34 protein-coding genes, 1 tRNA gene and 1 pseudogene are annotated in these 25,843 nt (G+C 73.4%); 16 read left to right on the top strand and 20 right to left on the bottom strand.

What is annotated here, in order from left to right; genetic code table 11:
• Positions 1-27: 27 nt before the first annotated feature.
• From ACQEVB_RS03405 to ACQEVB_RS03395, 3 genes are read right to left on the bottom strand one after another with little or no spacing between them, the layout of a single operon-like run.
• On the bottom strand, positions 28-621 hold the full coding sequence (locus ACQEVB_RS03405; protein WP_432964793.1) for a 2'-5' RNA ligase family protein: 594 nt from the start codon (positions 619-621) through the stop codon (positions 28-30).
• Positions 622-643: 22 nt separating this feature from the next.
• Positions 644-844 (bottom strand): hypothetical protein, encoded by a 201-nt coding sequence (locus ACQEVB_RS03400; protein ID WP_432964790.1) that lies wholly within the window; start codon positions 842-844, stop codon positions 644-646.
• A 60-nt stretch (positions 845-904) separates the two neighbouring features.
• Positions 905-1,396: a YajQ family cyclic di-GMP-binding protein gene (locus ACQEVB_RS03395; protein WP_432964787.1), complete on the bottom strand. Its 492-nt coding sequence runs from the start codon at positions 1,394-1,396 to the stop codon at positions 905-907.
• 82 nt (positions 1,397-1,478) lie between these two features.
• Here ACQEVB_RS03395 and ACQEVB_RS03390 point away from each other — a divergent pair.
• The 3 genes from ACQEVB_RS03390 to ACQEVB_RS03380 all read left to right on the top strand — a co-directional run bounded on the left by ACQEVB_RS03390 (position 1,479) and on the right by ACQEVB_RS03380 (position 2,518).
• Positions 1,479-1,562, top strand: a tRNA-Tyr gene (locus ACQEVB_RS03390).
• 97 nt (positions 1,563-1,659) lie between these two features.
• Positions 1,660-1,923, top strand: a complete 264-nt coding sequence (locus tag ACQEVB_RS03385; RefSeq protein ID WP_432964784.1) for a hypothetical protein — start codon at positions 1,660-1,662, stop codon at positions 1,921-1,923.
• 349 nt (positions 1,924-2,272) lie between these two features.
• The gene (locus ACQEVB_RS03380) at positions 2,273-2,518 is read left to right on the top strand and encodes a hypothetical protein (RefSeq protein ID WP_432964781.1); all 246 of its coding nucleotides are present in this window, start codon (positions 2,273-2,275) and stop codon (positions 2,516-2,518) included.
• A gap of 5 nt (positions 2,519-2,523) precedes the next feature.
• On the opposite strand, the pseudogene ACQEVB_RS03375 reads toward ACQEVB_RS03380, so the two are convergent.
• The 3 genes and pseudogenes from ACQEVB_RS03375 to ACQEVB_RS03365 all read right to left on the bottom strand — a co-directional run bounded on the left by ACQEVB_RS03375 (position 2,524) and on the right by ACQEVB_RS03365 (position 3,744).
• Positions 2,524-3,211: pseudogene (locus ACQEVB_RS03375) on the bottom strand (RraA family protein).
• On the bottom strand, positions 3,211-3,357 hold the full coding sequence (locus tag ACQEVB_RS03370) for a hypothetical protein (protein ID WP_432964778.1): 147 nt from the start codon (positions 3,355-3,357) through the stop codon (positions 3,211-3,213). The pseudogene ACQEVB_RS03375 and the gene ACQEVB_RS03370 overlap by 1 nt, the downstream one beginning before the upstream one ends.
• Positions 3,358-3,378: 21 nt before the next feature.
• Positions 3,379-3,744, bottom strand: a complete 366-nt coding sequence (locus ACQEVB_RS03365; protein WP_432964775.1) for a hypothetical protein — start codon at positions 3,742-3,744, stop codon at positions 3,379-3,381.
• Between the two features lie 54 nt (positions 3,745-3,798).
• Here ACQEVB_RS03365 and ACQEVB_RS03360 point away from each other — a divergent pair, with 54 nt between their 5' ends.
• Positions 3,799-4,188: a helix-turn-helix transcriptional regulator gene (locus ACQEVB_RS03360; RefSeq protein WP_432964772.1), complete on the top strand. Its 390-nt coding sequence runs from the start codon at positions 3,799-3,801 to the stop codon at positions 4,186-4,188.
• 6 nt (positions 4,189-4,194) lie between these two features.
• Here ACQEVB_RS03360 and ACQEVB_RS03355 read toward each other — a convergent pair whose 3' ends face one another.
• Both ACQEVB_RS03355 and ACQEVB_RS03350 read right to left on the bottom strand, forming a co-directional pair.
• Positions 4,195-4,422 (bottom strand): hypothetical protein, encoded by a 228-nt coding sequence (locus ACQEVB_RS03355; protein ID WP_432964769.1) that lies wholly within the window; start codon positions 4,420-4,422, stop codon positions 4,195-4,197.
• 21 nt (positions 4,423-4,443) lie between these two features.
• Entirely contained in the window at positions 4,444-4,830 is a 387-nt protein-coding gene (locus tag ACQEVB_RS03350) for a nuclear transport factor 2 family protein (RefSeq protein WP_432964766.1), read from the bottom strand.
• Positions 4,831-4,884: 54 nt separating this feature from the next.
• Between ACQEVB_RS03350 and ACQEVB_RS03345 the strand changes: the two genes are divergently transcribed.
• Positions 4,885-5,112: a hypothetical protein gene (locus ACQEVB_RS03345; RefSeq protein WP_432964763.1), complete on the top strand. Its 228-nt coding sequence runs from the start codon at positions 4,885-4,887 to the stop codon at positions 5,110-5,112.
• Positions 5,113-5,115: 3 nt separating this feature from the next.
• Here ACQEVB_RS03345 and ACQEVB_RS03340 read toward each other — a convergent pair whose 3' ends face one another.
• Positions 5,116-5,490, bottom strand: coding sequence for a hypothetical protein (locus ACQEVB_RS03340; protein ID WP_432964760.1), 375 nt, complete (start codon positions 5,488-5,490; stop codon positions 5,116-5,118).
• 60 nt (positions 5,491-5,550) lie between these two features.
• On the opposite strand from ACQEVB_RS03340, the gene ACQEVB_RS03335 reads away from it, so the two are divergent.
• Positions 5,551-6,168, top strand: coding sequence for a VOC family protein (locus tag ACQEVB_RS03335; protein ID WP_432964757.1), 618 nt, complete (start codon positions 5,551-5,553; stop codon positions 6,166-6,168).
• Here ACQEVB_RS03335 and ACQEVB_RS03330 read toward each other — a convergent pair.
• Positions 6,122-7,105 (bottom strand): nucleoside hydrolase, encoded by a 984-nt coding sequence (locus ACQEVB_RS03330; protein ID WP_432964754.1) that lies wholly within the window; start codon positions 7,103-7,105, stop codon positions 6,122-6,124. The genes ACQEVB_RS03335 and ACQEVB_RS03330 overlap by 47 nt on opposite strands.
• A 58-nt stretch (positions 7,106-7,163) precedes the next feature.
• Between ACQEVB_RS03330 and ACQEVB_RS03325 the strand changes: the two genes are divergently transcribed.
• The gene (locus tag ACQEVB_RS03325) at positions 7,164-7,646 is read left to right on the top strand and encodes an N-acetyltransferase family protein (protein ID WP_432964751.1); all 483 of its coding nucleotides are present in this window, start codon (positions 7,164-7,166) and stop codon (positions 7,644-7,646) included.
• 1 nt (position 7,647) lies between these two features.
• On the opposite strand, the gene ACQEVB_RS03320 is transcribed toward ACQEVB_RS03325, so the two are convergent.
• Entirely contained in the window at positions 7,648-8,070 is a 423-nt protein-coding gene (locus tag ACQEVB_RS03320) for a MarR family winged helix-turn-helix transcriptional regulator (protein WP_432964748.1), read from the bottom strand.
• Between the two features lie 65 nt (positions 8,071-8,135).
• Between ACQEVB_RS03320 and ACQEVB_RS03315 the strand changes: the two genes are divergently transcribed.
• The 5 genes from ACQEVB_RS03315 (at position 8,136) to ACQEVB_RS03295 (ending at position 12,800) form a co-directional block, all read left to right on the top strand.
• Positions 8,136-8,513: a VOC family protein gene (locus ACQEVB_RS03315; protein ID WP_432964746.1), complete on the top strand. Its 378-nt coding sequence runs from the start codon at positions 8,136-8,138 to the stop codon at positions 8,511-8,513.
• A gap of 4 nt (positions 8,514-8,517) precedes the next feature.
• Positions 8,518-8,784 (top strand): hypothetical protein, encoded by a 267-nt coding sequence (locus ACQEVB_RS03310; protein WP_432964744.1) that lies wholly within the window; start codon positions 8,518-8,520, stop codon positions 8,782-8,784.
• 12 nt (positions 8,785-8,796) lie between these two features.
• Positions 8,797-10,800 (top strand): thioredoxin domain-containing protein, encoded by a 2,004-nt coding sequence (locus ACQEVB_RS03305; RefSeq protein ID WP_432964741.1) that lies wholly within the window; start codon positions 8,797-8,799, stop codon positions 10,798-10,800.
• 75 nt (positions 10,801-10,875) lie between these two features.
• Complete coding sequence (locus ACQEVB_RS03300) at positions 10,876-11,484, top strand: hypothetical protein (protein ID WP_432980101.1); 609 nt, start codon at positions 10,876-10,878, stop codon at positions 11,482-11,484.
• 53 nt (positions 11,485-11,537) lie between these two features.
• Complete coding sequence (locus ACQEVB_RS03295; protein ID WP_432964738.1) at positions 11,538-12,800, top strand: MFS transporter; 1,263 nt, start codon at positions 11,538-11,540, stop codon at positions 12,798-12,800.
• Here the strand turns inward: ACQEVB_RS03295 and trhA are convergent.
• The gene (gene trhA, locus ACQEVB_RS03290) at positions 12,797-13,474 is read right to left on the bottom strand and encodes a PAQR family membrane homeostasis protein TrhA (RefSeq protein WP_432964735.1); all 678 of its coding nucleotides are present in this window, start codon (positions 13,472-13,474) and stop codon (positions 12,797-12,799) included. The two genes, ACQEVB_RS03295 and trhA, sit on opposite strands and share 4 nt — an antisense overlap.
• Before the next feature lie 110 nt (positions 13,475-13,584).
• On the opposite strand from trhA, the gene ACQEVB_RS03285 reads away from it, so the two are divergent.
• Positions 13,585-14,355, top strand: a complete 771-nt coding sequence (locus tag ACQEVB_RS03285; protein WP_432964732.1) for an isoprenyl transferase — start codon at positions 13,585-13,587, stop codon at positions 14,353-14,355.
• Positions 14,356-14,422: 67 nt separating this feature from the next.
• On the opposite strand, the gene ACQEVB_RS03280 is transcribed toward ACQEVB_RS03285, so the two are convergent.
• Positions 14,423-14,782, bottom strand: a complete 360-nt coding sequence (locus ACQEVB_RS03280) for a hypothetical protein (protein ID WP_432964729.1) — start codon at positions 14,780-14,782, stop codon at positions 14,423-14,425.
• A 399-nt stretch (positions 14,783-15,181) separates the two neighbouring features.
• Positions 15,182-15,583, bottom strand: a complete 402-nt coding sequence (locus tag ACQEVB_RS03275; RefSeq protein WP_432964726.1) for a hypothetical protein — start codon at positions 15,581-15,583, stop codon at positions 15,182-15,184.
• Between the two features lie 660 nt (positions 15,584-16,243).
• Between ACQEVB_RS03275 and ACQEVB_RS03270 the strand changes: the two genes are divergently transcribed.
• Positions 16,244-17,578, top strand: a complete 1,335-nt coding sequence (locus ACQEVB_RS03270) for a PhoH family protein (RefSeq protein WP_432964723.1) — start codon at positions 16,244-16,246, stop codon at positions 17,576-17,578.
• 70 nt (positions 17,579-17,648) lie between these two features.
• Here ACQEVB_RS03270 and ACQEVB_RS03265 read toward each other — a convergent pair whose 3' ends face one another.
• Positions 17,649-18,257, bottom strand: a complete 609-nt coding sequence (locus ACQEVB_RS03265) for a TetR/AcrR family transcriptional regulator C-terminal domain-containing protein (RefSeq protein ID WP_432964720.1) — start codon at positions 18,255-18,257, stop codon at positions 17,649-17,651.
• Positions 18,258-18,453: 196 nt separating this feature from the next.
• On the opposite strand from ACQEVB_RS03265, the gene ACQEVB_RS03260 reads away from it, so the two are divergent.
• Positions 18,454-18,747 (top strand): ester cyclase, encoded by a 294-nt coding sequence (locus ACQEVB_RS03260; RefSeq protein WP_432964717.1) that lies wholly within the window; start codon positions 18,454-18,456, stop codon positions 18,745-18,747.
• On the opposite strand, the gene ACQEVB_RS03255 is transcribed toward ACQEVB_RS03260, so the two are convergent.
• Positions 18,748-20,187, bottom strand: a complete 1,440-nt coding sequence (locus ACQEVB_RS03255; RefSeq protein ID WP_432964715.1) for a GuaB1 family IMP dehydrogenase-related protein — start codon at positions 20,185-20,187, stop codon at positions 18,748-18,750. It abuts the gene before it with no gap.
• Positions 20,188-20,398: 211 nt separating this feature from the next.
• Entirely contained in the window at positions 20,399-21,907 is a 1,509-nt protein-coding gene (locus ACQEVB_RS03250; RefSeq protein WP_432964712.1) for an ATP-dependent DNA ligase, read from the bottom strand.
• A gap of 137 nt (positions 21,908-22,044) precedes the next feature.
• Here ACQEVB_RS03250 and ACQEVB_RS03245 point away from each other — a divergent pair, with 137 nt between their 5' ends.
• Positions 22,045-23,508, top strand: coding sequence for a hypothetical protein (locus ACQEVB_RS03245; RefSeq protein ID WP_432964709.1), 1,464 nt, complete (start codon positions 22,045-22,047; stop codon positions 23,506-23,508).
• A 25-nt stretch (positions 23,509-23,533) separates the two neighbouring features.
• On the opposite strand, the gene ACQEVB_RS03240 is transcribed toward ACQEVB_RS03245, so the two are convergent.
• The 3 genes from ACQEVB_RS03240 to ACQEVB_RS03230 all read right to left on the bottom strand — a co-directional run bounded on the left by ACQEVB_RS03240 (position 23,534) and on the right by ACQEVB_RS03230 (position 25,842).
• A complete protein-coding gene (locus tag ACQEVB_RS03240) occupies positions 23,534-24,061 on the bottom strand; it encodes a hypothetical protein (protein WP_432964706.1) in 528 nt (175 codons plus the stop codon).
• Positions 24,062-24,095: 34 nt separating this feature from the next.
• On the bottom strand, positions 24,096-25,283 hold the full coding sequence (locus ACQEVB_RS03235; protein WP_432964703.1) for an EAL domain-containing protein: 1,188 nt from the start codon (positions 25,281-25,283) through the stop codon (positions 24,096-24,098).
• A gap of 151 nt (positions 25,284-25,434) precedes the next feature.
• The gene (locus ACQEVB_RS03230; RefSeq protein ID WP_432964700.1) at positions 25,435-25,842 is read right to left on the bottom strand and encodes a PPOX class F420-dependent oxidoreductase; all 408 of its coding nucleotides are present in this window, start codon (positions 25,840-25,842) and stop codon (positions 25,435-25,437) included.
• Position 25,843: the final 1 nt, after the last annotated feature.

Here is a 25,843-nt window from a genome sequence, read left to right as displayed (position 1 = left end):
CTGCCATCCCGGAGGCGAGGAACCACCTCAGCTGCCGGACCCGCTCAGCGGCAGCACCGCGATCGGGTCCCAGCTGAAGATCCCGCGCTCCGGTTCCTGGCGCACGGCCAGCAGGTGCACCTCGCGAACGTCCAGCACGAACGGGCCCGGCGCCGGCACCGCGGCGAGCGGGGCGCGCAGCACCTCGCCGTCACCCTCGGCGACGCCGTAGCCGACGCTGACGTGCGGCGCGTAGGGCCGGTTCGGCATCTCCCGGCCCGGGTCGAGGCGCGCCGGGATCGCCCGCACGCCGTCGACCAGCGCGTCCCACTGCGGGGGCGGCGGCGCGTCGACCACCACCCCGTACTCGGTGATCCCCGGACCGCTCAGCTCCACCGTGAACGGGGCATGGCTCGACGCCACGTCGGCCACCGCCGCCGTGACGTCCGCGATCGCCGGGATCGTCGGATCGTCCAGGAACCAGGGGAAGCGGGTGATGGTCGCGTGCAGGAACTCCGGCGGCTGCGGCGCGCAGAACCCCGTCGCGGCGATCGGCTCGTGGAACGGTTCCAGCGCGGCCTGCAACCGCTCGCCCGGCAGCGCGTAGACGTGCAGGGCGCCGTGCGGCCACGGCCACGTCATCCGCGCGAAGATGCTCCGCACGTCAGACCGGGGCCTGGAACCCGGCCAGTCGCCCGGAGCCGTCGCAGACGCGGCACTCCTGCATCTGCGCGGTCGGGATCGCCTCGCCGTCCGCCATGCCCATGCGCGGCATCAGCACGGCACCCTTGCCCTCGCACGCGTGGCACCACGTGGACGTGCCGCGCGGGACGTTCGTCGACCACTGCCACGGACCGTCCGTCATGCGCTGCTTTCTACCCGACACCCGGCGCGGCCCAGCTCGTGGCTGCCGGCCGGGCACGCCTCAGCGGTAATTCGTGAACTGCAGCGCGATGCCGAAGTCGCGGCTCTTGAGCAGCGCGATCACCGCCTGCAGGTCGTCCTTCTTCTTCCCGGACACGCGCAGCTGGTCGCCCTGGATCTGCGCCTGCACGCCCTTCAGCTTCTCGTCGCGGATGGCCTTGGAGATCTCCTTGGCCTTCTCCGACGAGATGCCCTGCACCAGCGACCCGGTGACCTTGTACGTCTTGCCCGACAGCGCCGGCTCGCCGACCTCGAACGCCTTCAACGAGATGCCGCGCTTGATCAGCTTCTCCTTGAAGACGTCGATCGCGGCTTTCGCGCGCTCCTCGGTGTCCGACGAGATCGTGATCGCCTCCTCGCCGCTCCACTCGATGCCGCTGCCCGTGTTGCGGAAGTCGAACCGCGTCGCCAGCTCCTTGCCGGCCTGGTTGAGCGCGTTGTCGACCTCCTGTCGGTCGACCTTGCTCACCACGTCGAACGACGGATCCGCCATGCCTGCCTCCCTGCCGGTGGGGGTGTTGCAAAACCCCCTCGACCGGCTGTCGTATGCTCGCTCCCGCGCCCACGGCGCACCCGGCGGGTTGCCCGAGCGGCCAATGGGAGCGGACTGTAAATCCGTCGCGAAAGCTACAGAGGTTCGAATCCTCTACCCGCCACCACCTCCGAGATCGGCCCCTGACCAGCGCGAAGCTGGGCAGGGGTCGATCTCGTGTGGTGTGCCGACTCCCGCCGTGAGACCTGGCGTGGAGCGTCGGCGTGTCGATCTTCCTGTTTCTGGCGGGCACGTCGCCCGTCAGCGGCCCGAGCGGTCTCTGGTGGATCGGCCCGGTGCTCGTCGTCGTGGCGGCAGCGGCGGTCGCGTCGTTCCGCCTGGCCGCGCAGGTGGACATGTTCCCGGGCGAGGTCTACGCCGGTCTCGCGTGGTTGTCGACCGTCGTCTCGTCGCTCGGCATCGTCGCCGTCGTCCTGCTGGTCGATCCGCGGGACCTGGCCGGGTACGCGGTCCTCTGCCCGTCCTGATCGCGCCGCTGGTCTGGGCGATCTGGCACTCGGTCACGACGACGCCGCGCACGTGAAGCGCATGGCCACTGCGGAGAGCCTGGGGTTCGGTGTCGTCGGCATCTGCCTGGGCGCCTACGCCCTCGTCCGCCTCGTGGCCCACCTCACCTCGTGAGCGTCGGCCGCAGCTGTCCGTCCGGCCGGCGTCACGCTGTGTGACGCCGATCGCGGGACGCGGCGCCGCGGCCCGTCCAGGGCAAATTCCCGGTAAAAGCCTGCCGCTGAGCGGCCGTACCGGCCTTAGCGCAGGGCACGCTGTCGCGGAGATCGCCCCCCGCGGTCTCGCGCGGCGGTCGAGAGTGGGCACGGGATGGCGGACGGTTCCGCGGTTGTGGCGGTGGAGCGCCAGTTCTACGGCGGCGCTGTGTTGCCGTCGCCGCACGACCGCCTGCCCGCGTGGCCGCCCTTCCTCGTGCTGCTGGTGGCCCTGATCGGACGCAAGCGGTGGCTCCTGGGTGTCGCAGTGCTCGTGGCCGTGCTGTGGCGGCCGTTGGCGGAGGCCTACCGGGAACACCGCTACGACCGGCGCTGGCGGCAGCAGCCACTGGGCTGGTGACGGCGTCAGACCTCGATCGCTCCGCCGACGGCGCGCAGGTGGTCGCGCAGCGTCCAGCCGGGGTCGGTGCGGCGCCGTTCCAGGAACTCGGCGAACCGGACCTGGTCGCGCAGGGTGTCGCCGGCGCGGATGCGCTCGGCCTGCCGGCGCTCGGTGTCGCGGATCGTCTCGGCCAGGCCCAGCACCTCGTCGAGCCGGGCGAGCGGGACGAACAGCACCCCGTCCTCGTCGCCGATGACGACGTCGTCGCGCGTCACCGTCCAATCCCCGACCTGAGCCTGCACGAGCGCGCCGTCCGGGCGCGGATCGAGCCGCAACGGGCCGGTGGGCAGCGCACCGAGGCTGAAGACGGGCAGGCCGATGGCGCGCACGTCGGCGGTGTCGCGGTGCAGCCCCCAGACCACCAGGCCGCTCAGCCCGGCCGCCTGCGCCTCCAGCACGGCGAGGTCGCCGACGCAGCTCTCGTCCAACCGGCCGGCGTTGTCGACGACGAGCACGTCACCCGGTCCGGCCAGCTCGTACGCCTCCAGGAACACGTCGACGCTGCCCGCGTGCCGAGCAGGCGCGGCCCGCGACCCGGTGGCCGGGTACGACCGCGTGCAGGCCGGCCGGGCCGCACCGGACGGGCACGCCGGCCCGGACGCAGCCGTCGGCGACGTGCGCCGTGGTGAGGGCGGCGACGCGCTCCAGCATCAGATCTCCTTCTCGAACCAGTGGTGCGCGTACGGCTCGCCCCGTGCGGCGTCGCCACCAGCAACGAACCGGCCGGAGTGGAGGGCGCCGACTCGCTGGGGGACCGTGCGGTCGAACCGTCGGCCCGGCGCCACGGCGTCGATCATTCCTTGACTCTAGTCAGCGATCTACGTGCCGGGGAGTGCCATCGGGGTGAGCACGGCGATCCGCAGGTCCGCACCCTCCTCGACGAGCTGGTAGCAGAAGCGTTCCTGCGCGCGGCCGCCGTGGGTCCAGGTGACGTCGACCCAGGTGCTTCCGGGCGCCTCCGCCATGACCGCGATCGTGGGCTCGGCGTCGTCGACGCCGTCGTACTGCTTCCACGCCGAGGCGAAGAAGTCCGCCGTCTGCTGTGCGTCGGTCACCGCGATCGAGTTGCCCGGGAAGACGATCAGTGCAGGTACCGCGTACATCCCGGTCACGGCCCGGGTGTCCCTGTCCAGCAGTGCTTTCCGGTAGGCGCTGAAGAACTCGGTGACGGTGTCGTCGTTCATGGGAGCGACGCTATGGCGCAACCCTGCCACGCCGGTGACGTGTTTGATGACGGGATGAACGCGCGCACCGACCTGGCCGCGAGCTCCCGCGACGGCCATCTCGCCCTGCGCCGGGTGGAGCGTCAGCAGGTGCTCATCGAGCGGTTGCACGCCGCGCACGGGCGGCTGCTGCCGGCCGGGGCCCTCGCCGAGCAGCTCGGGGTGTCGGAGCGGACGGTCGCGCGCGACGTGGAGCGGTTGCGGCTCTCCGGCGTCCCGCTGGAGGTCCGGCCGGGACGCGGCGGCGGGGTGCGGCTCGCTCACGGAACCCGACCGGTTCCGGTGCACCTGGATCTGCCCGAGATCGCGGCGCTGATGTCCAGCCTCGCCGTGCTCGGGCCGTCGGTCAGCGACAGCGCGGCCTCGGCGATGCGGAAGCTGGCTCTGGCGATCGCCGGAGGCTGACGCCCCTCAGTCGTCGCCCGCCACCCGCGAGGTGGCGGCGTGCGCCATGGCCGCGCAGCCGAGCGCGTCGAGGCCGCGGCGGGCGTCGCCGTGCGCGGCGAAGGCGTGCACGCCCATCTTCGGCGCGTCACCGTGCTGCAGGTACTCGGCGGCCGCGCGGCAGTGCGCGGCGGCCCGCTCCAGCGCCGTGGCCGCCAGCTCGAGGTCGCGGATCACGGCGTCCCGGTTCGACATGGCTGAACGATAGAGCCCCCGCTACCCGTCCGACGGCACGATCGTGGCGTGCGCGGCGACGAGCCGCCAGCCCGCGTCCCCGTGGGCCCAGGTGCGCGTGTAGCGCAGCCGCGCCGCGAACGGCGCGCCGCCGAGGGTGCCGGTGAGGTCGCCGAGGAACCACGTGACGCCGGTGGACCCGGCCAGGCGAACCCGCAGGTCCACCTCCTCGACGCGCTCCAGCTGCTGCTGTCCGCCCCGGTGGGCGGCGAGGTCGTCGGCCTTGGTGTGCTGGCTCCCGTCCGGCCCGGTGAACAGCAGCTCGTCGTCGATCAGCTCGTCGAGCACGTCGACGTCGGACGCGAGCTGGGCGGCCTGCAGCCGGCGCTCCGCCGCGCGGAGGCTCTCGACGAGCCCGTCATCGGTCATGATCGCGACGATACGTGCCACACTGGTGCTCCGGACGCCCCCTGCGGAGACACCATGAGCCTCTTCCAGAGTCGCCTGAGCCCGATCGACTCCCAGGCCCGCGCCGACGTGTGGCTGCGGGTCGGCACGCTCGGCCTGGTGGCCGTCGTGGCGGCGGTGGCGCTGGTGCTGCGCACCCGGGAGCCGGTGCTGGCGGCCGTGCTGACGTGCGTGGTGATCGGTCAGGTCGTCATCTGCCTCGCCGATGTGGTGGCCCGGCACCTGCCGGCCCGCCGCCGGTAGCCGTCAGCTCCAGCGGTCGACGATCCACCCGGCGAGCTCCTGCTCGCCGAGGTCGGGTCGCTCCTCGGCCAGCGCGCGCAGCAGGTTGGTCGCCTCGTAGAGGTAGAGCCCGCGGTCGGTGGCGGCCTCGAGGTACGCGCCCTGCGAGACGAGCGGGAACACCTCCTCGGTGCGGCGCGGCAGGCGGGCGCGCCAGTCGAGGATCTCGGGCAGCCGTTCGGGCGCCCAGCCGGGGTCGCCGTCGATGTCGACGTCGGGTTCGGGGAACGCGTGCGGGCTGCCGGCGGGGTAGCGCTTCCGCCAGGTCGCGACGGCTTCGGGGTGCACGCCGAACGCCTCGGCGAGGGCAGGTGAGCCGAGGAAGTGGTACGCGGTCATCGCAACCTCCGCAACGTTGTCTCTATCGTGGACAAGGATAGCGGGTGCTTGACTGGATCGGTGATCGATCACCTCGTCTACGGCACGCCCGAGCTCGCCGGCACCGTCGCCAGGCTCTCCGCGCTCGGCGTCGCGCTCTCGCCCGGCGGCCGGCACGTCGGCCTCGGCACCCGCAACCACCTGGCTGATCTCGGTGGCGGCGCCTACCTCGAGGTGATCGGACCTGATCTCGAGCAACCCGTTCCCGAGGGGCCACGGCCCTTCGGCATCGACACGCTGACCAGCGAGCGGCTGCTCACCTGGGCGGTCCGCGTCGACGGGATCGACGCCGCGATCGCCGCGGCGCGCGCAGCCGGCCACGATCCCGGGCCGGCGCACGAGATGCATCGCGACCGGCCCGACGGCGTCCGGCTCGCGTGGCGGCTCACCGCGCCGCCCGCCCCCGAGCTGGACGGGCTGGTGCCGTTCCTCATCGACTGGGCCGACACCCCGCACCCGGCGGCGTCCGCGGCGCCGGGTGCGCGGCTCGTCGACCTGCGCGCCACTCATCCCGACCCCGCCGCCGTCGCCTCGTGGCTGGACGCGCTCGGTGTGCGCGCCGACCTGACGGTGGCGGCCGGCCCGCGCACGTTCACCGCGGTGCTGGAGACCCCGACGGGACCGGTGGAGCTGCACTGACCTCACCGATGCGCTCCAGCGCGTCGACGACGAGGTCCCAGAAGCGGTCGCGGTCCAGCCCGATGCCCACCTGCGTGGTGCAGCCGGCCGGGGCCGGACCGCGGAGGTCGGCAACGGTCATGCCCGTGGTGAGCCGGCCGGAGAGCTCTATGTCGAGCGGCGCGAACCGCGTCGTGACGACCGCGGGGTCGATCACGCGCGCCACCGCGCACGGATCGTGCACGGGCGGGTGCGTGAAACCCTGCTCTGCGAGGTAGGTGGCGGCGAAGAAGTCCAGCACCTCGCCGACGAACCGGGCCGGCGCCGTGCCGATCGCGGCGATGCGTTCGCGCACGTCCGGGGTGGCCAGTGCCTGATGGGTGACGTCGAGACCGATCATCGTGACCGGCCAGGGCTCGTGCACGACGATGTGCGCGGCCTCGGGGTCGGTGACGATGTTGAACTCGGCGGTGGCGCTCCAGTTGCCGCCGGCGAGTGCCCCGCCCATGAGCACCACCTCGCGCACCCGCTCGACGATGCGCGGCTCGCGCCGGGCGGCCATGGCGATGTTGGTCAGTGCCGCCGTCGGCACGATCGTCACCGTGCCGGCGGGCTCGCGCATGACCGTCTCGATGATGAGGTCGACGGCGTGCCGCGGGTCGAGCGGGACGGTCGGTTCGGGCAGGACGGGCCCGTCGAGGCCGGAATCGCCGTGGATCGACTCCGCCACCTCCAGCTCGCGGACCAGCGGCCGCGCGTTGCCGGCGGCGATCGGCACGCCCGTCATCCCGGCGATCGTGGCGACGACGCGCGCGTTGCGCGTGACCTTCGGCAGCGTCTGGTTGCCCATCACGGTGGTCACCGCGAGGAGCTCGATCTCGGGGTTGCCGTGGGCCAGCAGGATCGCGATGGCGTCGTCGTGTCCGGGATCGCAGTCGATGACGACCTTCTTCGGCATGGGCTCAGCGTTGCACGCCCGGTCAGGCGCGCCGGCGAGCCCGTGTGACGATCGCGACGTGGACCTGATCCTGCGCCCGGCCGTGCCGTCCGATGTCGCGACCCTGCACCGGTTCGTCGTGGAGCTCGCGGCGACCGAGGAGTTCCCGGGCGAGGTGACCGCCCGCCCGGACGGCCTGACCGCGGCCCTGTTCGGCCCGGCTGCGGTGGCCGAGGCGGTCGTCGCCGAGGTCGGTGGCGTTCCGGCGGGGTTCGCGCTGCACTACCCGACGTACTCGACGATCGTCGGACGGCCGGGCATCCACCTCGAGGACCTGTACGTGGCCGAGGAGTTCCGCGGCGCCGGCATCGGGCTGGCGCTGCTGCGCCACCTCGCCGAGCTGACGGTGGCCCGTGGCGGTGGCCGGCTGGAGTGGTGGGTGCTGCGCACCAACGAGCCGGCGCTGCGCTTCTACCGCCGCCTCGCCGCCCGCGGGCTGGACGAGATCGAGGTCATGCGCCTCGACGGGGACGCGCTGACCCGGCTCGTCGCGGCGCCGTGAGTCAGGCGCCCTGCTCGTCGGCGAGGCGCTGCAGGTAGCCCGCGAACCGGTCCCGATCGGCCGGCTCCCATCCGGCGGTGAGCTCGGCGAAGGCCGCGCGCTGCCAGTCGAGCGCCGCGTCGAGCAGGGCGGTGCCCTCCGCCGTGGGCGCGACGGCGGCCCGGCGGCGGTCGGGGTCGGCCGCACGCCGTTCCAGCAGGCCGGCCTCCACCGCGTCGCGGACGAACCGGCCGGCTCCCGACCGGTCGATCCCGAGCTGTCGGGCGACGGCGCCGATGGTCGGCTGCGGACCCGCGGCCGTGACGGCGGCGAGCACCTCCACGTGGCGGACGCGCTCGTCGGCCAGCGACGGCGGCGTCGACCAGCGGCGGGACCAGAAGCGGACCAGGCGGAACAGGGCGGGGCCGCCGTCGGGACGAGACACGACGCGAGCCTATCGCGTGCGGATCGCATGTATATTGGGTGCGAAACGCACGCAAAGGAGCTGTCATGGCCATCGCCCTCGACCACGCGATCGTGCGCACGACCGACCGGCACGCCGGCGCGGCCTTCCTCGCCGAGCTGCTGGGGTTGATCGCCGGCGAGCCCACCGGTCCGTTCGTCCCGGTCGACGTGAACGCCGACACCACGCTCGACTTCGACGACCGGGTCCCGGTCGGTGCTCCGGGGCACTGGGCGTTCCGCGTCGACGACGCCGTCCTCGACGCGGCGCTCGCGCTCCTGGCCGAGCGCCCGGGCATCCCGTTCGGACGCGGGCCCGGCTTCGGGTGGGACGGGCAGGTCGACACCGCCGACGGCGCCCGGCGGCTCTACGTGCAGGACCCCGACGGGCACGTCTACGAGCTGTTCCCGGCCCGCGTACCCTGACCCGGTGCTTCTCGTCGCGATCGAGCCCGGCGCCGGCCCGTGGGCCGCGACCACCGTGCTCGTCCCTGCGCAGAACCCGGAGCCGCCGCCCGGCAAGGGCGAGGAGTTCGGCAAGGCCTCGCCCGTCGCGCTGGTGGTGATCCTGCTGCTCGCGGTGGCCACCGTGTTCCTGATCCGGGGCATGACGAAGCGGATCAAGCGGCTGCCGGAGAGCTTCGACCCGCCGGAGAAGGGCGAGTCCGCCGAGGATGCCGAGCACAAGGGCTCCTGAGAGGCTGGTGGCATGCCGAACCGGCTGGCCACCGCCACGAGCCCGTACCTGCTCCAGCACGCCGACAACCCCGTCGACTGGTGGGAGTGGTCGGACGAGGCGTTCGCCGAGGCGGCGCGTCGGGACGTGCCGGTGCTGCTCTCCGTCGGGTACGCGGCCTGCCACTGGTGCCACGTCATGGCGCACGAGTCGTTCGAGGACGCCGAGACCGCCCGGCTGGTGAACGCCGGCTTCGTCGCGATCAAGGTGGACCGCGAGGAGCGGCCCGACATCGACGCCGTCTACATGGCCGCCACCCAGGCCATGACCGGCCAGGGCGGCTGGCCGATGACCTGCTTCCTCACCCCCGCGGGCGAGCCGTTCCACTGCGGCACCTACTACCCGCCGCAGCCGCGGCACGGGATGCCGAGCTTCCGGCAGGTGCTCGACGCGATCGCGCGGGCCTGGCGGGAGGACGGTGCGCGCGTGCGCGGCGCCGCCGGCCAGATCGCCGGCCGGCTCGCCGACAACGCCGGCGCCGCGCTGCCACCGACGCCCGTCGACGAGAACGCCGTCGCCACCGCCGTCGAGACGCTGGCCGGCGAGTTCGACCACGCGGCGGCCGGGTTCGGCGGTGCGCCCAAGTTCCCGCCGTCGATGACGTGCGAGTTCCTGCTGCGCCACCACGAGCGCACCGGATCCGAACCGGCGCTGCACATGGCCTCCGCCACCCTGGGCGCGATGGCCCGCGGCGGCATGTACGACCAGCTCGCCGGCGGGTTCGCCCGCTACAGCGTCGACGCCGGCTGGGTGGTGCCGCACTTCGAGAAGATGCTCTACGACAACGCGCTGCTGCTGCGCGCGTACGCGCACCGGGCGCGGCTGGACGGCGACCCGCTCGCTCTGCGCGTCGCCGACGAGACGGCGGCGTTCCTGCTCGCCGACCTGCGCACGGCCGAGGGCGGGTTCGCCTCCGCGCTCGACGCCGACGCCGACGGCGTCGAGGGCCTGACCTACGCGTGGACGCCCGCCCAGCTGCGCGAGGTGCTCGGCACCGCCGACGGTGACTGGGCCGCGGAGCTGCTCTCCGTCACGGAGGCGGGCACGTTCGAGCACGGCTCGTCGACGCTGCAGCTGCGCACCGACCCCGACGATCCGGCACGCTGGCAGCGGGTGCGGGCCGCGCTGCTGGACGCGCGGTCACGGCGTCCGCAGCCGGCGCGCGACGACAAGGTCGTCACCGCGTGGAACGCGCTGGCCGTGCTGGCGCTGGCCGAGGGAGGCGCGGCGCTGGAGCGCCCGGCGTGGGTCGCGGCGGCCGTCGAGGCGGCGGAGCTGCTATTGCGGTTGCACCTGGTGGACGGGCGGTTGCGGCGCTCGTCGCGGCAGGGCCGGGTCGGCACCGCGGCGGGCGTCCTGGAGGACCACGCGTGCCTGGCCGACGCGCTGCTCGCGCTGCACCAGGCCACCGGCGAGCGGCGCTGGCTGGCCGCTGCCACCGACCTGCTGGACGTCACCCTCGCGCGGTTCGCCGATCCCGACGTGCCGGGCGGGTTCTTCGACACCGCCGACGACGCCGAGGAGCTGCTGCACCGGCCCCGCGAGATCACCGACAACGCCACCCCGTGCGGCAGCTCGGCGCTGGCGTCCGCGCTGCTCACCGCGTCGGTGCTGGTGCACGACGGCGGGCACTACCGCGATCGGGCCGAGGCGGCGCTGCGCGGTGCCGGGGCGATCCTCGGGCGGCACCCGCGGTTCGCGGGGCACTGGCTGACGGTGGCGGAAGCGCTGCTGCGGGGGCCGCTGCAGGTCGCCGTGGTCGGGGCGGGCCCGGACCTGGTGGCCGCGGCGCGGCGGGCGGCGCCGGGCGGCAGCGTCGTCGTCGCGGGTGACCCCGACGAGCCGGGGGTGCCGCTGCTCGCCGGGCGCCCGCTCGTGGACGGCGTGGCGGCGGCGTACGTGTGCCGCGGGTTCGTGTGCGACCGGCCCGTGACGACCGCGGCCGAGGTGGCGGAGGCTCTGGTTCGCCTGCGGTGAACGGGGCCCCGTTACGCGTGCATCTGTGTAATCTCGTAATCACGCGATACGGGAGGCGTGGAGATGACGGGACGGATGCACAGGGGCTGGCACGGACACGGGCGCGGCGGACGCGGTCCCGGCCGCGGCGGATGGCAGCAGGCCGACCTGCCCGGCACGGAGGACGTCGAGGCGTGGTTCGCCGGGCGGCTCCCCGACGGGTGGTTCACCTCGGCGCCCGAGGTCACGATCGACCGCGAGGAGATCCTGATCGTCGGTGAGCTGGCGCCCGTCGAGGGCGAGTACGCCGACACCGACACCGGACGCGCCGAACGAGCAGCGGCCGCGGCCGGCCGCATCTCCCGCTTCCGCGAGTCCACCCGCGACGAGCGCATCGAGATCGCCCGCCAGGCCGAGCACCGCTACGGCCGCAAGGTCGCCTGGGGCGCGCGGATCGGCGACGTCGAGGAGCTGTTCACGGTGGCCTCGGTGCCGGTCATGACCCGGCTGCGCCAGCCGGAGCGGATCGTCCTCGACACCCTCGTCGACGCCGGTGTGGCCCGGTCCCGCTCCGACGCGCTCGCCTGGGCCGTCCGGCTCGTCGGCCAGCACGCCGACGAGTGGCTCACGGAGCTGCGCGAGGCCATGGCCAAGGTCGACGAGCTGCGGAGCAAGGGCCCGACCGGGGACTCCGACCCGCAGTAGCCAGGGTTTGCCGCTCCGCCCGACGGGTATCGCCGTCACGAGGTGGGGGAGCCGTGGCTGTGGATCGGCGCACGTCCGAGGCGCGGGTCACGGCGCTGCGCGAGCAGCGGGCCCGGCGATGGCACCGGATCACGGTGCGCGCGACGTGGGCGACGGCGGGGATGTTCTTCCTCACCGGCTTCGGCTACGGCACCTGGGCGAGCCGCGTCCCGGCGGTGAAGACCGATCTCGGCCTGACCGTCGCCCAGCTCGCGGTGGCGTTCGTCCTGCTGGAGATCGGCGCGGTCCTCGGGCTGCAGCTCGGTGGGCGGCTCGTGCCCAGGAGCGGCAGCCGCGCCGCGTTGCGCTGGTCGATGCCGCTGTTCGGCGGCACGCTCGCCCTGCTCGGGCTGGCACCCGACCTGCTCCTGCTCGCCGCAGCGGTCGTCCCGTTCGCCGTGGTCAACAGCGTCGTCGACATCGCGATCAACTCGTCGGGAGTGGCCGCGCAGCGCGCGCTGCGCCGGCCACTGCTCTCCCGGCTGCACGCCATGCACAGCGTCGGCGGCATCGCGGGTTCCGCGGTGGGCGTGGGGGCCGCTGCCCTCGACGTCGGGCGCACCGCCCACCTGATGGGCGCCGGCGCGGCGATCGTCGTCGCCGGGCTGCTGACCGCTCGCGTCCTCCTGCCCCCGGTGCTCGAGTCGGACGCCGGCCCGGGCCTGACGACGCCCGATGCGCAGCGGCCGTCGCGGACGGCTGCGCAACCCGCCCCGTCCGGTTGGCGGCACGGGTGGACCCGGCCGCTGCTCCTGCTCGGCGTCGCGGCGTTCTGCCTCACGTTCGCCGAGGCTGCCGCCGGCAACTGGAGTGCGGTCTACCTGCGCGACGAGCTCGGCTCGCCCAACGCCGTCGCTTCCGCCGTGATCACCGTCTTCCTGGCCGCCGTGGCCGCCGGCCGGCTGCTCGGCGACCACCTGAGCGATCGACTCGGCGAGCAGCGGCTCTTCGCGGTCAGCGCCGTCGTCGGCGGATCGGGCCTGATCGGCGCGCTGCTCGTCGACGACGTGGCGGCCGGATTCGTCGGGTTCGGCCTGCTCGGGCTCGGGTTGTCGACCATGCTGCCGCTGGCGATCGGCGCGGCGGGCCATCAGCCGGGTGTCGGGACGGGTGTGGCGGTGGCCCGGGTGACGACCCTCGGCTACCTCGGCAGCTTCGTCGCACCCGCGGTCATCGGCGGCGCCGTCGGCTTCGTCGGCCTGACCGGCGCACTGTTCATCCCGGCGGTGCTGATGCTGGCGACGGCGGTGCTCTCCCGCGCCGTCCGACGCTCCTAGCGGAACAGCACCAGCCAGATCGCGACGTGGTGGCAGATGGCCGCCACGACGGTCGCGGCGTGGAAGAACTCGTGGTAGCCGAAGACGCGCGGCCACGGGTCCGGCCAGCGGGTGGCGTAGAAGATCCCGCCGGCGGTGTAGGCCAGCCCGCCGACCAGGATCAGCACGAGGGCCGCCACCCCGCCGTGGGTGAGGATGTCGGGCAGCACGAACACCGCCACCCACCCGAGCGCGATGTAGACGGGAACGGCGAACCACGATGGCGCGTGCGGCCACAGGAGTTTCAGCACCACGCCGGCGAGCGCGCCGATCCACACGACCATCAGCACCCAGCGGGCCGTCGCGGGTGCCATGGCCAGCGCGGCGATCGGGGTGTAGGTGCCCGCGATGAACAGGAAGATCATCGAGTGGTCGAGGCGCTTCATCACGAAGCGCCCGCGTTCGGTGCGCCACGTCCGGCGGTGGTAGACCGCACTGATCCCGAACAGGCCCAGGATCGTGGTGCTGTAGACGGCCGTCGCGAGCGCTGCGCCCCCGCCGACGAGCGAGGCGGCGAGCGATATCAGCGTTGCGCTGGCGGCGATGGAGACGGCGAAGGACCACAGGTGCAGCCAGCCGCGCAGCCGCGGCTTGACCAGCACCGGGGTCCCGGTGTCGATGGTCCCGCTGGTCACCCCTGCGAGGGTAGTGCGCCGCGCCTGGGTTGCCCACGGGTGTGACCGGACCTACCTCCGACGATCCGCGCGTCCGCGCTCCGGGAACCCACCGACTAGTGTGGTCCACCGTGGCGGCGCGGGACCTGCTCTACTCGCTCTACGAGCGTCGACTCGGACGGGAGCTGCGCACCGTCGCCGAGCGACCCCGGCACGTCGCGGTCATGCTCGACGGCAACCGCCGCTGGGCCCGCGACGCCGGGCTGCTGGACGTCAACGACGGCCATCGCGCCGGCGCGGCGAAGATCGCGGACCTGCTCGCGTGGTGCGAGGAGGCGCGCGTCGAGGTCGTAACGCTGTGGCTGCTCTCGACCGACAACCTCAACCGGCCGGACGAGGAGCTGCAGCCGCTCCTGGAGATCATCGGCGACGTCGTCGACGAGCTCGCGGGCCCGAACGGGCGGTGGCGACTGCGCGTCGTCGGTGCGCTGGACCTGCTGCCGCGGCCGATGGCCGAGCGGCTGTCCGCCGCGGCGGAGCGCACTGCCGGTCGCGTCGGCCTGGAGCTGAACGTGGCCGTCGGCTACGGCGGGCGCCAGGAGATCGCCGACGCCGTGCGCAAGCTGCTGCTGCAGCACGCGGAGAGCGGCACGTCGATCGAGGAGCTCGCCGAGGTGCTCGACGTCGACCACATCGCGGCCAACCTCTACACCTCCGGCCAGCCCGACCCCGACCTCGTCATCCGCACGTCGGGGGAGCAGCGGCTCTCCGGCTTCCTCATGTGGCAGTCGGCGCACTCGGAGTTCTGGTTCTGCGACGCCTACTGGCCGGCGTTCCGCAAGGTGGACTTCCTGCGGGCCCTGCGCGACTACGCGGCCCGGCACCGGCGCTTCGGTTCCTGACCCCGCACACGCGAAAGGGGCGCCCGACCTGGTGGTCGGGCGCCCCTTTCAGGCGATCAGCTGATGATCAGCCGACGTCCTGGGTGGCGTCGTCGCCCGCGTCGGCGGTGTTGTCGCCGCACTCACGCGAGTTGTCGGTGTCCTGGTCGGTCACCGCGGTGCCGGAGCCGAAGATGCCCAGCGCGCCGCTCAGTGCACCGGTGATCTCCTTGACCGGGACCTGGCCCTGGAGAACGCCGCCCTGGATCGGGACGTCGTTGTTGCAGACCTGGCCGGCGAACGCGCCGTTGTTGTCCGACACGTTGAACAGGCCGCTGGAGTTGGACCCGTTGTTGTTGGTGTCGGCGTCGTGGGCGAACGCCAGCGGGCTCACGGCGAGCAGCGCTGCCGCCGCGGTGGCCACGACGATTCCAGCCTTCTTCAGCACGGTTATCTCCTGTTGAGTCAAGCGGACCCGGCCGTGGCCGGATTCCTTTCGGGATCGACGCTCGAGTGGGGAGCCCGCGTCGACCGCAAAGAACGTAACGGCTCTCTCAATGCCGTTCCAAGTTCATTACCACCTTCGTGTGAAGGAAATACTTTCCGTGCGGATGCGCCTTCGTTCGGGCGGTCCCGGACGAGGGTGGCGGCGCCCGATCACGGGTGGATCCTCGACAGTGCGTGATCGATGGGTCCCCCAAGGAGACCAGGAGAACCCCCGATCGGCCCCGGCGTGTCGCGTACCCCGACGCCGTCCGGCCGGATATGTCTTCGCCATTGGTCGGAACACACGAAAAAGGGCGCCGGATCCGAGGATCCGGCGCCCTTCTTCAGGCGTGGCGGGAGGTCAGTCGACGTCCTGGTCGAAGTTGTCGCCGGCCGTGCCCGTGTTGTCGCCGCACTCACGCGAGTTGTCGGTCGTCTGGACGACGTCCGAGTCCGCGGTGCCGAAGAGCGCCAGTGCGCCGCTCAGCGCGCCCGTGACCTCCTTGACCGGCACCTGGAGCTGGCCGAGCCCGCCCTGGATCGGGACGTCGTTGTTGCACGCCTGGATCGGCACGACCAACTGGTTGTCCGAGACGTTGAGCAGGCCGCCCTTCGAGGACTTGCCGTTGTTGTTGGTGGCCGAGCTGCTGTGGTGGTGACCGTGGTGGTCGTCACCGCCCTTGTCGCCAGCGAAGGCGAGCGGGCTCACCGCGAGCAGCGTGGCGGCGGCGCCGGCCACGACGATTCCAGCCTTCTTCAGCACGTTATCTCCTGTTGGGTCGAGCGGATCCGACCGCGGTCGTTTCCTTCACGATCAGCGCAACTGGGGGGAGCCGGCGCTGACGGTAGGAAAAGCTAGCTCTGTGATCTCGGTGAGACAATCTTCGTACCACCATCGGGTGTGTCGAATACGTTGGGTTCGGTTACTACCACCTTGAGGCGACAACGAATCGGCGCCATTCAATGGCGGAGGCGCGGGTATTGACCGTGCGTAGCCGACAACCACCCGATCGAGCCGTAACCTCTGCGGGTGGTGCCCGGTGCGGCCCAGCGGGCGACCGTGCGACGACTGCTCCGTGTGGCTCAGCGCATGCGTCCATGCGGCAGACGGGCGACAGGTTGGGCGGTTGGCCTAGCGCGACGAACGGACGAACCGCGGGTTAATTCGCGGTTTCCGATCATGACCGTCCACCGAGTTGCAGTTGACCGCACCCGGGTGACCGCCGGTAGCGTTCTCCTCGGCGGCCCGTCCCGATCGGACCGCCCGGGGAGGCCCTGGTCGTGGTGTTAGCACCCGAGGGGGCCGGCACCCGGCCCTCGCGGGCGTCATCGGCGGCGAGCTCCAGGTCGTCGATCACGTCCCGCCAGGGCCGGCCGGCCCACCAGAGAGTGGGCGCGGTGTCGCGCCCACGAGGGAGCCCACGTGACTGATCGTCGTAACGCCCCCGCCTCGGAAGTCCGCTGCTACGTGCTGGACACCTCGGTCCTGCTCGCCGACCCGTGGTCACTGACCCGGTTCGACGAGCACGAAGTGGTCCTCCCGCTCGTGGTCATCTCCGAGTTGGAGGGCAAGCGCCACCACCCCGAACTGGGTTGGTTCGCGCGAACGGCGTTGCGCATGCTCGACGAGCTGCGCGTCCAGCACGGCCGTCTCGACCGCCCGATCCCGATCGGCACTGCCGGCGGCACCTTGCACGTGGAGCTCAACCACACCGATCCGAACGTCCTACCAGCAGGTTTCCGCACCGAAGCGAACGACAGCCGGATACTGGCCTGCGCGCTCAACCTCGCGGCCGAGCGGTGCGCCGACGGCCGCGGCGAGGTCGTCCTCGTCACCAAGGACGTGCCGCTGCGGGTCAAGGCCGCATCCGTCGGCCTGACCGCCGACGAGTACCACGCGCTGGACGTCGTGCCGTCCGGCTGGACCGGCATGGCCGACGTCGAGGTCATGGCGTCCGACATCGACGCGCTCTTCCGCGACGGCGTCGTCGACCTGCCGGCGGCCGGCGAGCTGCCGACCAACACCGGGCTGCGGCTCACCGGCGGCGGCTCGGCCGCGTTGGGCCGGGTCGGGTCGGACAAGCGGGTGCGGCTGGTGCGCGGCGACCGGGAGGCGTTCGGCCTGCACGGGCGCTCCGCCGAGCAGCGGGTGGCGCTCGACCTGCTGCTCGATCCCGAGGTCGGCATCGTGTCGCTCGGCGGCCGGGCCGGCACCGGCAAGTCGGCGCTCGCGCTGTGCGCCGGACTGGAGGCGGTGATGGAGCGCCAGCAGCACCGCAAGGTCGTCGTGTTCCGGCCGCTCTACGCCGTCGGCGGGCAGGAGCTCGGCTACCTGCCGGGCAGCGAGAGCGAGAAGATGGCGCCCTGGGCGCAGGCCGTCTTCGACACCCTCGGCGCGCTGGTGAGCGAGCAGGTCCTCGAGGAGGTCATCGCCCGCGGCATGCTCGAGGTGCTGCCGCTGACCCACATCCGCGGCCGCTCGCTGCACGACGCGTTCGTCATCGTCGACGAGGCGCAGAGCCTGGAGCGCAACGTCCTGCTCACCGTGCTCTCCCGGCTCGGCACGGCCAGCCGCGTCGTGCTCACCCACGACGTGGCGCAGCGCGACAACCTGCGCGTCGGCCGGCACGACGGCATCGCGGCGGTGATCGAGGCACTGAAGGGCCACCCGTTGTTCGCCCACGTGACGCTGACGCGGAGCGAGCGGAGCCCGATCGCGGCGCTGGTGACGGAGATGCTGGAGGGCCCCGAAAGCTGACGTCACACACCGGCGGGCCCCTTCACACACGTCCGGACGTGTGTGAAGGGGCCCGCCGCTGTGTGAGGTGTCATCGTCGCGGTGCGGCGCCGGCGAGCAGCGCGTCCACCGCGAACCGGAACCGCGCTTCGTCCGACGTTCCGACGCCCATCAGCGCTGCCTGTCTGAGCAGGGGAAGGTCGGCGTAGTCCGCGGCAGGGGCGTCGCTGATCGCGGCCTCCGCGATGGTGTGTCCGACGACCAGCACCGTGAGCGCGTTCAGCAGGTCGAGCGCGCGGCCGATCTCGAACCCGGACGTGGTGAGCAGGTGCAGCCCGCGCTCGACCAGTGCGAGGGCCTCGGGCGTCGTCGCGGGACGCGACAACGCCAGCGGCAGAACGCCGGGGTGTGCCAGCAAGGCCGCGCGCAGGGACACGGCGTAGGTGCGCAGCGCGCCGGACCACTCGTCGCCCTCGATCTCGCCGGCGCCGGCCAGCACCCGTTCGACGAGGCCGTCGAGGACCGCCTCCTTGCCGGGGACGTGGTGGTAGACCGTCATCGCCTCCACGCCCAGCTCCGTGCCGAGGCGGCGCATCGAGAGCGCCGCCAGTCCGTCGCGATCGACGATGGCGAGTGCGGCGTCGATGACGCGGGCGCGGGTGAGACCGACGCGCTCGCCGCGGGTACGTCGAGGAGCCACTTGTCGAAACTTACGCCGTAAGAGTAATCGTCCGCAACAACACTTACGCTGTAAGAGAGGTGGCCGTGAGCCAGGAGAACAAGCAGCTCGTCCGGGATCTCCTCACCGCCCTCTCCGAGCGGAGGGTCGCCGACCTGCCGCGCTACCTGGCCGCCGATGTGATCGACCACAACAGGTCATTCACGGCGAGCCCGACGTGCCCGGGGCCGCGTTCGACGCCTTCCGCGCCCAGCTGGCCGCCTTCGGCGAGTGCACACTCCGGCCCGTCCAGCTGATCGCGGAAGGCGACACGGTGGTCGCCCGACTGATCGTGCGCGGCCGCCACACCGGGGCGCACCCGCGCATGCCCCGCCCCACCGGGCGCGTGTTCGAGGTGGAGCAGATCTGGATCTGCACGGTGCGCGACGGCCGGATCGTCGAGCTCCGGGCCGTCAGCGACCGGCTCGGGATGTTCCTGCAGCTGGGCTGGGACTGGCCCACGACCGATTGACTACAGGCCGTGCGGGGTGCCCTCGGTGAACCCGGCCGTGGTCTGCACGCCCACCACCGCGCGCTCGTGCAGCTCCGACAGCGTGCGGGCGCCGGTGTACGTGCAGGCGCTGCGCACGCCCGCGCAGATCCCGTCCAGCACGTCCTCGACGCCGGGGCGCTGCGGGTCGAGCAGCTGCCGCGACGCCGAGATGCCCTCCTCGAACAGCGCCTTGCGGGCCCGGTCGAACCCGCCGTCGCCGCGGGTGCGGGCCGACACCGCCCGCTTCGACGCCATCCCGAACGACTCCTTGTACGGGCGGCCGGCCTCGTCGCGCAGCAGGTCACCGGGCGACTCGTAGGTGCCGGCCAGCCACGACCCGATCATGACGGCGGACGCGCCCGCGGCGACGGCCAGCGCCACGTCGCGGGGGTGCCGCACCCCGCCGTCGGCCCAGACGGCCACCCCCAGCTCGCGCGCGGCGGCCGCGCACTCCAGGACGGCCGAGAACTGCGGGCGCCCGACCCCGGTCATCATGCGGGTGGTGCACATCGCGCCCGGCCCCACCCCGACCTTGACGATGTCGGCGCCGGCCGCGGCCAGGTCACGCACGCCCTCGGCCGTCACGACGTTGCCCGCAGCCACCGGCACCGCCGCGCCGGAGTCGGTGACGACCTGGCGCACCGTGCGCAGCGCCTCCAGCATCTTCGCCTGGTGGCCGTGCGCGGTGTCGACCACCAGCACGTCCACCCCGGCGTCGAGCAGGGCCTTCGCCTTCACCGCGACGTCACCGTTGATGCCGATCGCCGCCGAGGTGCGCAGCCGGCCCTCGGCGTCGAGCGTGGGCTGGTAGATGCCGGCGCGCAGCGCGCCGAGCGCGGTGAGCAGGCCGGCCAGCCGCCCGTCTGCGTCGACGCCGAGCGCGACGCCGCGCCCGCCGAGCGCGTCGAACACCTCCCGCGGCGGCGTGTTCAGCGGCAACGCCACACCGACGGGGTCGAGCACCTCGGAGAGGCGGGTGAAGCGGTCCACCCCGGTGCACGCCGCCTCGTCGACGGTGCCGATCGGGCGCCCGCCGTCGTCGACCACGACGACCGTGTGGTGCGCCCGCTTCGGCAGCAGCGACAGCGCCTCGGCGACCGCGTCACCCGGGCCGAGGGTGAGCGGGGTGTCCCACACCGGGTGCCGCTGCTTGATCCACGCGACGATCTCGGCGACCGCGTCCGTGGCGACGTCCTGCGGCAGCACCGTCAGCGCGCCGCGGCGGGCCAGCGTCTCCGCCATCCGCCGCCCCGCCACCGCCGTCATGTTCGCCGCGACCACCGGCACGGTGGCGCCCGAACCGTCGGGAGCGGTGAGGTCGACGTCGAACCGCGAGGTCACGTCGGAACGGCACGGAACCAGGAAGACGTCGTCGTACGTCAGATCCTGGGAGGGGTCCTGCCCGTCGAGGTAGCGCACGGAAAGAGAACTGTACGCGTGCGCGGCCCGTTCATGCAGGCCGCGACCCGTCGACGTCAGCGAGGTCACGCGGCGACGACCGGACCTCCCGCACCCTGCCCACGATGCGACCGTCGCGCTCCAGCTCAGCGACGCGGCCGGCGGCTGGAACGACCACAGCAGGCTCATCGCCCTCCCGCGCCGGCGCTCGGTCGGAGCTGCGCGCGCTCGCTCATTCCCGCAGCAGCTCCCGCACCGCGTCGATCGTGTCGGCCTCCGCCGGGGTCTTGTCGGGCCGGTAGCGCACGACCCGCGCGAAGCGCAGCGCCACCCCGCCCGGGTAGCGGGTGCTGCGCTGGGCGCCGTCGAGCGCGATCTCGACGACGAGCTCAGGACGCAGCATCACGGTGTGCCGGTCCTCGCTGCGCGCCAGCCCGGGGAACGTGGCCGTCTGCCAGGCCAGCAGCTCGTCGGTCATGCCCTTGAACGTCTTGCCCACCATGATCGGCTCGCCGCCGTCGGGGTCGCGGGCGCCGAGGTGGATGTTGGAGAGGCTGCCCGTGCGCCGCCCGTAGCCCCACTCCGCACCGAGCACCACCAGGTCGAGCGTGTGCACCGGCTTGACCTTCTGCCACGCCTTGCCGCGCCGCCCCGCTGCGTACGGGGCGGCGAGCGACTTCACCATGACGCCCTCGTGGCCGGCGTCGAGCGCCCGGTCGAGCAGGGCCGCCGCCTCCTCCGCAGACGGCCGCCGCACGCCGGCCATGACGTGCTCGCCGGCCACCCGCTCCAGCGCGGCCAGGCGCGCTTCGAGCGGCTCGTCGAGCAGGTCGGTGCCGTCGAGGTGCAGGCAGTCGAAGAACCACGGCCGCAGCAGCAGCTCGTGCACCTCCGAGCCGAACCTGCTCATCGTCTCCTGGAACGGGCGCGGGCGCCCGTCGTCGGCGAGCGCGAGCGTCTCCCCGTCGAGCACCACCTGCTCGCACGGCAGCCCGCGCACCACATCGACCAGCTCCGGCACGTGCTCGGTGATCTCGCGCAGCGTGCGCGTCCACACGTGCACCTCGTCGCCGGCGCGGTGCACCTGGATCCGCGCGCCGTCGAGCTTGTACTCGACGCTCACCTCGGTGCCCAGCTCGCCCAGAGCCCCGTCGAGCGACGACGCCGGTGAGGCCAGCATCGGGCGCACCGGCCGGCCGATCTCCAACCGGACCGCCTCCAGTGCCGCAGCGCCGCCCTCCAGCGCGAGCCGCGCCGTGGCCGGCAGCCGGCCGGAGAGCATGAACGCGCGGCGCACGACGGCGGGCGGCACGCCGGACGCCGCCGCGACGGCCTCCAGCATCACCCCCTCCAGCGCGCCCTGCCGCATCTCGCCGGTGAGCAGCCTGCGCAGGAACTGCTGCTCGGCCGCGGTGGCGGCGTCGAACAGCCCGCCGAGCAGCTCGGCGCGCCGCGCGGTCGACCCGGCGCCGGACGTGCCGGCCAGCGCGGTGAACGCCGCGTCGACCGCGGCCACCGTGAGCGAGGGTTCCGCGGCCGCCCGGCCACCCTGCGCGGCCAGCGTGCGCCAACCCGTGCCCAGCCGGCCCTGCAGCGTCTCGCCCGACAGCCACGCGGTGGCCGGCTCCACCTCCTCCGGCGCAGCCGCGCGCAGCACCTCGGCCAACGCGGCGGCCTTCGCCGTGCGCGCACGGGTGGCCCCCACGGCGGCGGACGCCGCGACGACGTCGGCGAGCAACATGGCGCCATCCTGGCAGGCCACCCCGACAGTTCGAGCTGGACGGGAGGAGCCTGGGAGGGTGGAGTCCGGCCGTTCGGCCGCCATCCGCGTCCGGTTGTCGCCAGAATGAGGCACCCGTCTGCCGACCGAAGGACGTCATGATCAACTTCATCCCCAACGACCCGGCCGTGGGGGAGCTCCCCCTGCGCGAGGTGGCCGCGGTACCCGACCGCCCGGCTGGCACTGCAGCGTTCACGGTCGCGGGCGGCGCGGCGGAGGGGGTGTACCCGCCGGGCACGGCCGGGTTCCTGCGCTGGCAGACGCGGCAGGCCGCGATCCTCGCCGTCCAGGCGTGGGAGGCGGCGCTCGGCCGGCCGATCGCGTCCTGGGCATCCGCTGTGAAGGGTCCGCTGCAGGTGCGGCCGGACGCCGGCGTCGACCTGAACGCCTTCTACGATCGCACCGGCATCTCGTTCTTCCACCAGCAGACCGGCGACCACGTCACGTACTCCGGCGCCAGCACCGACGTCGTCGCGCACGAGACCGGGCACGCCCTCCTCGACGCGCTGCGCCCCGACCTGTGGGACACCAACCTGATCGAGGTCGGCGGCGCGCACGAGGCGTTCGGCGACATCACGGCCGTGCTGACGGCGCTGTCCGACCGGGAGACCCGGGAGGAGCTGCTGTCCGTGAGCCCCGATCTGGGCACGGCCAACTTCGTCGAGGCCACGGCGGAGGACCTCTCGGCCGGTGTCGCGATCGTGCTGGGCTCGAAGCACCCCGCCGCGAAGCCGCGGCGGGCGCTCAACACGTTCCGGTGGCAGCTGCCGGAGACCCTGCCTGCCGACGGCGGCCCCGACGTGCTCATCAGTGAGGTGCACAGCATCGCGCGGATCCTGTCCGGGTGCTTCTACGACCTGGTCAGGGGGCTGTTCACGGCCGGAGCCGACCGCGGCGAGTCCGGTCTGCTGGCCGCGGCCCGGCAGGCGGCCGCGCTGTTCTGGGCCGGCGCGGCCGAGGCGCCGGAGGTGCCGCGGTTCTTCCGGTCGATCGGGCGTCAGATGGTCATCGCGGCGGGCCCGTCCACGCCGGCTGGTGCGGCGATCGGGCGGGCCTTCGCGGGGCACGGCCTGGCGCTGGGCTCGCGCGGGTTGGTCGCGCCGGAGCTGGCGCTGGCCGGGGAACCGCCGCGGATCGTGGCCGCACAGGGCCCCGGCCGCGGCGTCGAGGTCGCCGACGACACCATCGCCGACCTGCGTCGCCGCCTCGACACCGGCGCCGACGCCCCGGTGTCGGTGAGCGTCGTCGACCTCGGCGGCACGCAGGTGGCGAAGGTCAGCTTCCAGGTCGAGGTCCCGCTCGACGACGTCGACGACCGCCTGCGCGGCGTGAGCTGCCCGGCGACGGTGCCGGCGCTGGTGGGCGAGTCGGGCGCCACGGCCGCGCTGCTGCACGCGCCGCGGGCGGGCGTGGCGCCGGAGGAGGCGCAGCGGTTCGTCCGCACGCTGATCGACCACGGGCAGCTGGCCCTCGACGCCACCACGGCCGCCGAGGTGCGGCCCACGCACGCCGTCGTCGACCGGGACGGGCGGCGCGAGGTGCGGCGGGTGGCGTTCGCCTAGTGCCGACCGTCCTGTGCGAGGTGCACTAGATGGAGCGGAAGCGGTCGCGGCGGATCCTGCCCTCGTCGTCGACGCTGTGCGTCGCATCCGGGGCGTCCGCGCCCGGCTCCGCGAGCTGGCCGTGGGTGCGCAGCGACCGGACGAACGTGGCCTGCTCCACCCCGTCCGGGTCGACGAGGCGGGCGACGACGGCGGGTACGCCGGACCAGTCCGGCACGTCCACGCCCAGGCACACCACCGGCAGCCCAGCCGCGCGTGACTCCGCGGCCCGCTCGGCCACGGCCGTGATGGCGAGCGCGTCGGCGGGTTCGGCGCCGAACGCGGCCAGCGCGGCCTCGAAGCCGGCCGACGGGGCCGTCTCGACGTAGCGGCGCAGCCCGGCGTCGTCGACGACGGACGCGGTCTGCGGGTCGCCGAGCACCGCGACGCGCAAGGGCTCGCCGTCGGCGGCGTCGAGCTCGGCCAGCACGGCGAGCGCGTCGGTGGCGGCGGGCGCGGGCGCGCCGTCCACCACCAGTGTGTCGACCAGGTCGACCAGCACCACCCTCAGCACCGCGCCGACAGTACGGGAACCGCAGGTGCCGGGCTCAGGCCACCGAGCCGGCGTCGGCCTCGGTGTACATGCCGGTGGCGACCTGCATGAGGTCGTCGACGCGGACGACGCCGGCGCAGCAGAGCGAGCCGTCGAGCAGCACCAGGTCGTCCCAGGCGCGGGAGCGATCGGCCAGGCAGTACTCCAGCGCGGCCGCGAGGTCGGTGGTGGGCCCTACGGTGCGCGGCGGATCGGCCAGCGAGTCGGCCCGCCTGCGGCCGTACAGCGCGTGCCCGTACGGGCCGGAGATGGCCATCATGAAGCGGTTGCGGTCGATGAAGCCGGTGGGGCGGCGGGCCGAGTCGGTGAGCAGCACGCTCCCCGCGTGCGGGTGCGCAGCGAACGCGGCTCGCACGACGTCGGCGGTGACCGTGTCGGGCAGGGAGAGCGCCGGCTTCGCCATCGACGCGACCGACGGCAGCACCGTCCGCAGCGGGGCGGCCTCGCGAGCGGCCTGCACCCGCGGGATCAGCTCGACGGGGATGGCGAGCCCGGCCACGCCGGGGTGCTGCTGCATGGCGGCGAGGAGCGGGCCCTGGGCGCGGGTGATGCCGTGGTCGCGCAAGGCGGCCAGCTCGTCACGGTGGGTGACGCCCACGGCGGAGACGGTGATGCCGCAGGCGCGGGCCACGTCGCAGATCGCGGCGACCACGGCGTCGGCGGCCGGATCCACGCCCAGCCGGGCGACCAGCTCGGCGTCGATCTTGACGGAATGCGGGAGCAGCTCCGCGACGAGGTCCAGGCCGAACCCGCGCCCCACCCCGTCGAACGCGATGGCGAAACCGGCCGCGCGGAGCTCGGCGACGCCCTCGGCGAAGGCGGGCGCCGGAGCCGCCGAGACGGCCGGGCCGATCTCCAGCACGATCGGCGGGATCGGCATCCCGTCCATCCGTTCCCGCAGGACACCGGGCAGCTGGACGATGCGCGGGCGCGCGGCGACGACCGCGTCGGCGCAGATGTCCACGTGCAGCGGCACCGTCGAGTCGTACCTGGGGTCGTGCAGCACCGAGGTGATCGCGATGCCGGCGTCGAACTCCGCGATCTGCCTGGTGCCCCAGACCACCCGCGGTGCGAGGAGCGCCGTGCGGTCGCGGTCGCGGCGGCGCAGCACCTCGACACCGGCCGGGCGCCCGTCGATGACGTCGAGAAGCGGCTCGTAGGCGAAGCGCCCGTCCTCGCTCATCGTCACCCTCCCGCTGGTCGGCCGCGCCCATTGGACCATGCGCGAGCGGGTTTTCATGATCGACTACGAGGATTGGTGACGCTTCGGAGCGAAATTGGTCTGAAGGGGTGATGCGTGCAGCTGCACGTACATCTGCGCGTTCAGTTGCTCGTTAGGCCCGAACGTCGCGGCCGCGACCGCCCGGTTCGCCGACGTTCCACGTCACGATCCGCCGGGGGCGCACGCGCAGCACATCACGGGTGAAGCCGGAGATCAACGGTTCCGGCAGCCGGACGACCTCGACGGTCCCGCGGATCTCGATGCCGCGTCCGCGCTGCCCGCCCGGCCCCACCGGCTCGGGGGCGTTGTCGTCGACCACCAGCGACACCCGCGGATCGGCCACGACGTTGCGGTACTTCTGCGACGAGGTGAGGGCCGGTCCGCCGATGTCGACGGTGCCGTCGTCGTTGAGCCAGAACGCGACCGGCTGGTTGTGCGGCGCCCCGGTCGGGCCGACGGTGGCGAGGCGCGCGAGATCGCGCGCGGCGAGGTAGGAGCGTTCGGCGTCGGTGAAGACCATG

The sequence above is a fragment of the Pseudonocardia sp. CA-107938 genome (genome assembly GCF_050936315.1).
Lineage (GTDB): Bacteria > Actinomycetota > Actinomycetes > Mycobacteriales > Pseudonocardiaceae > Pseudonocardia.
This window is presented reverse-complemented; position numbering and strand designations above follow the sequence as displayed.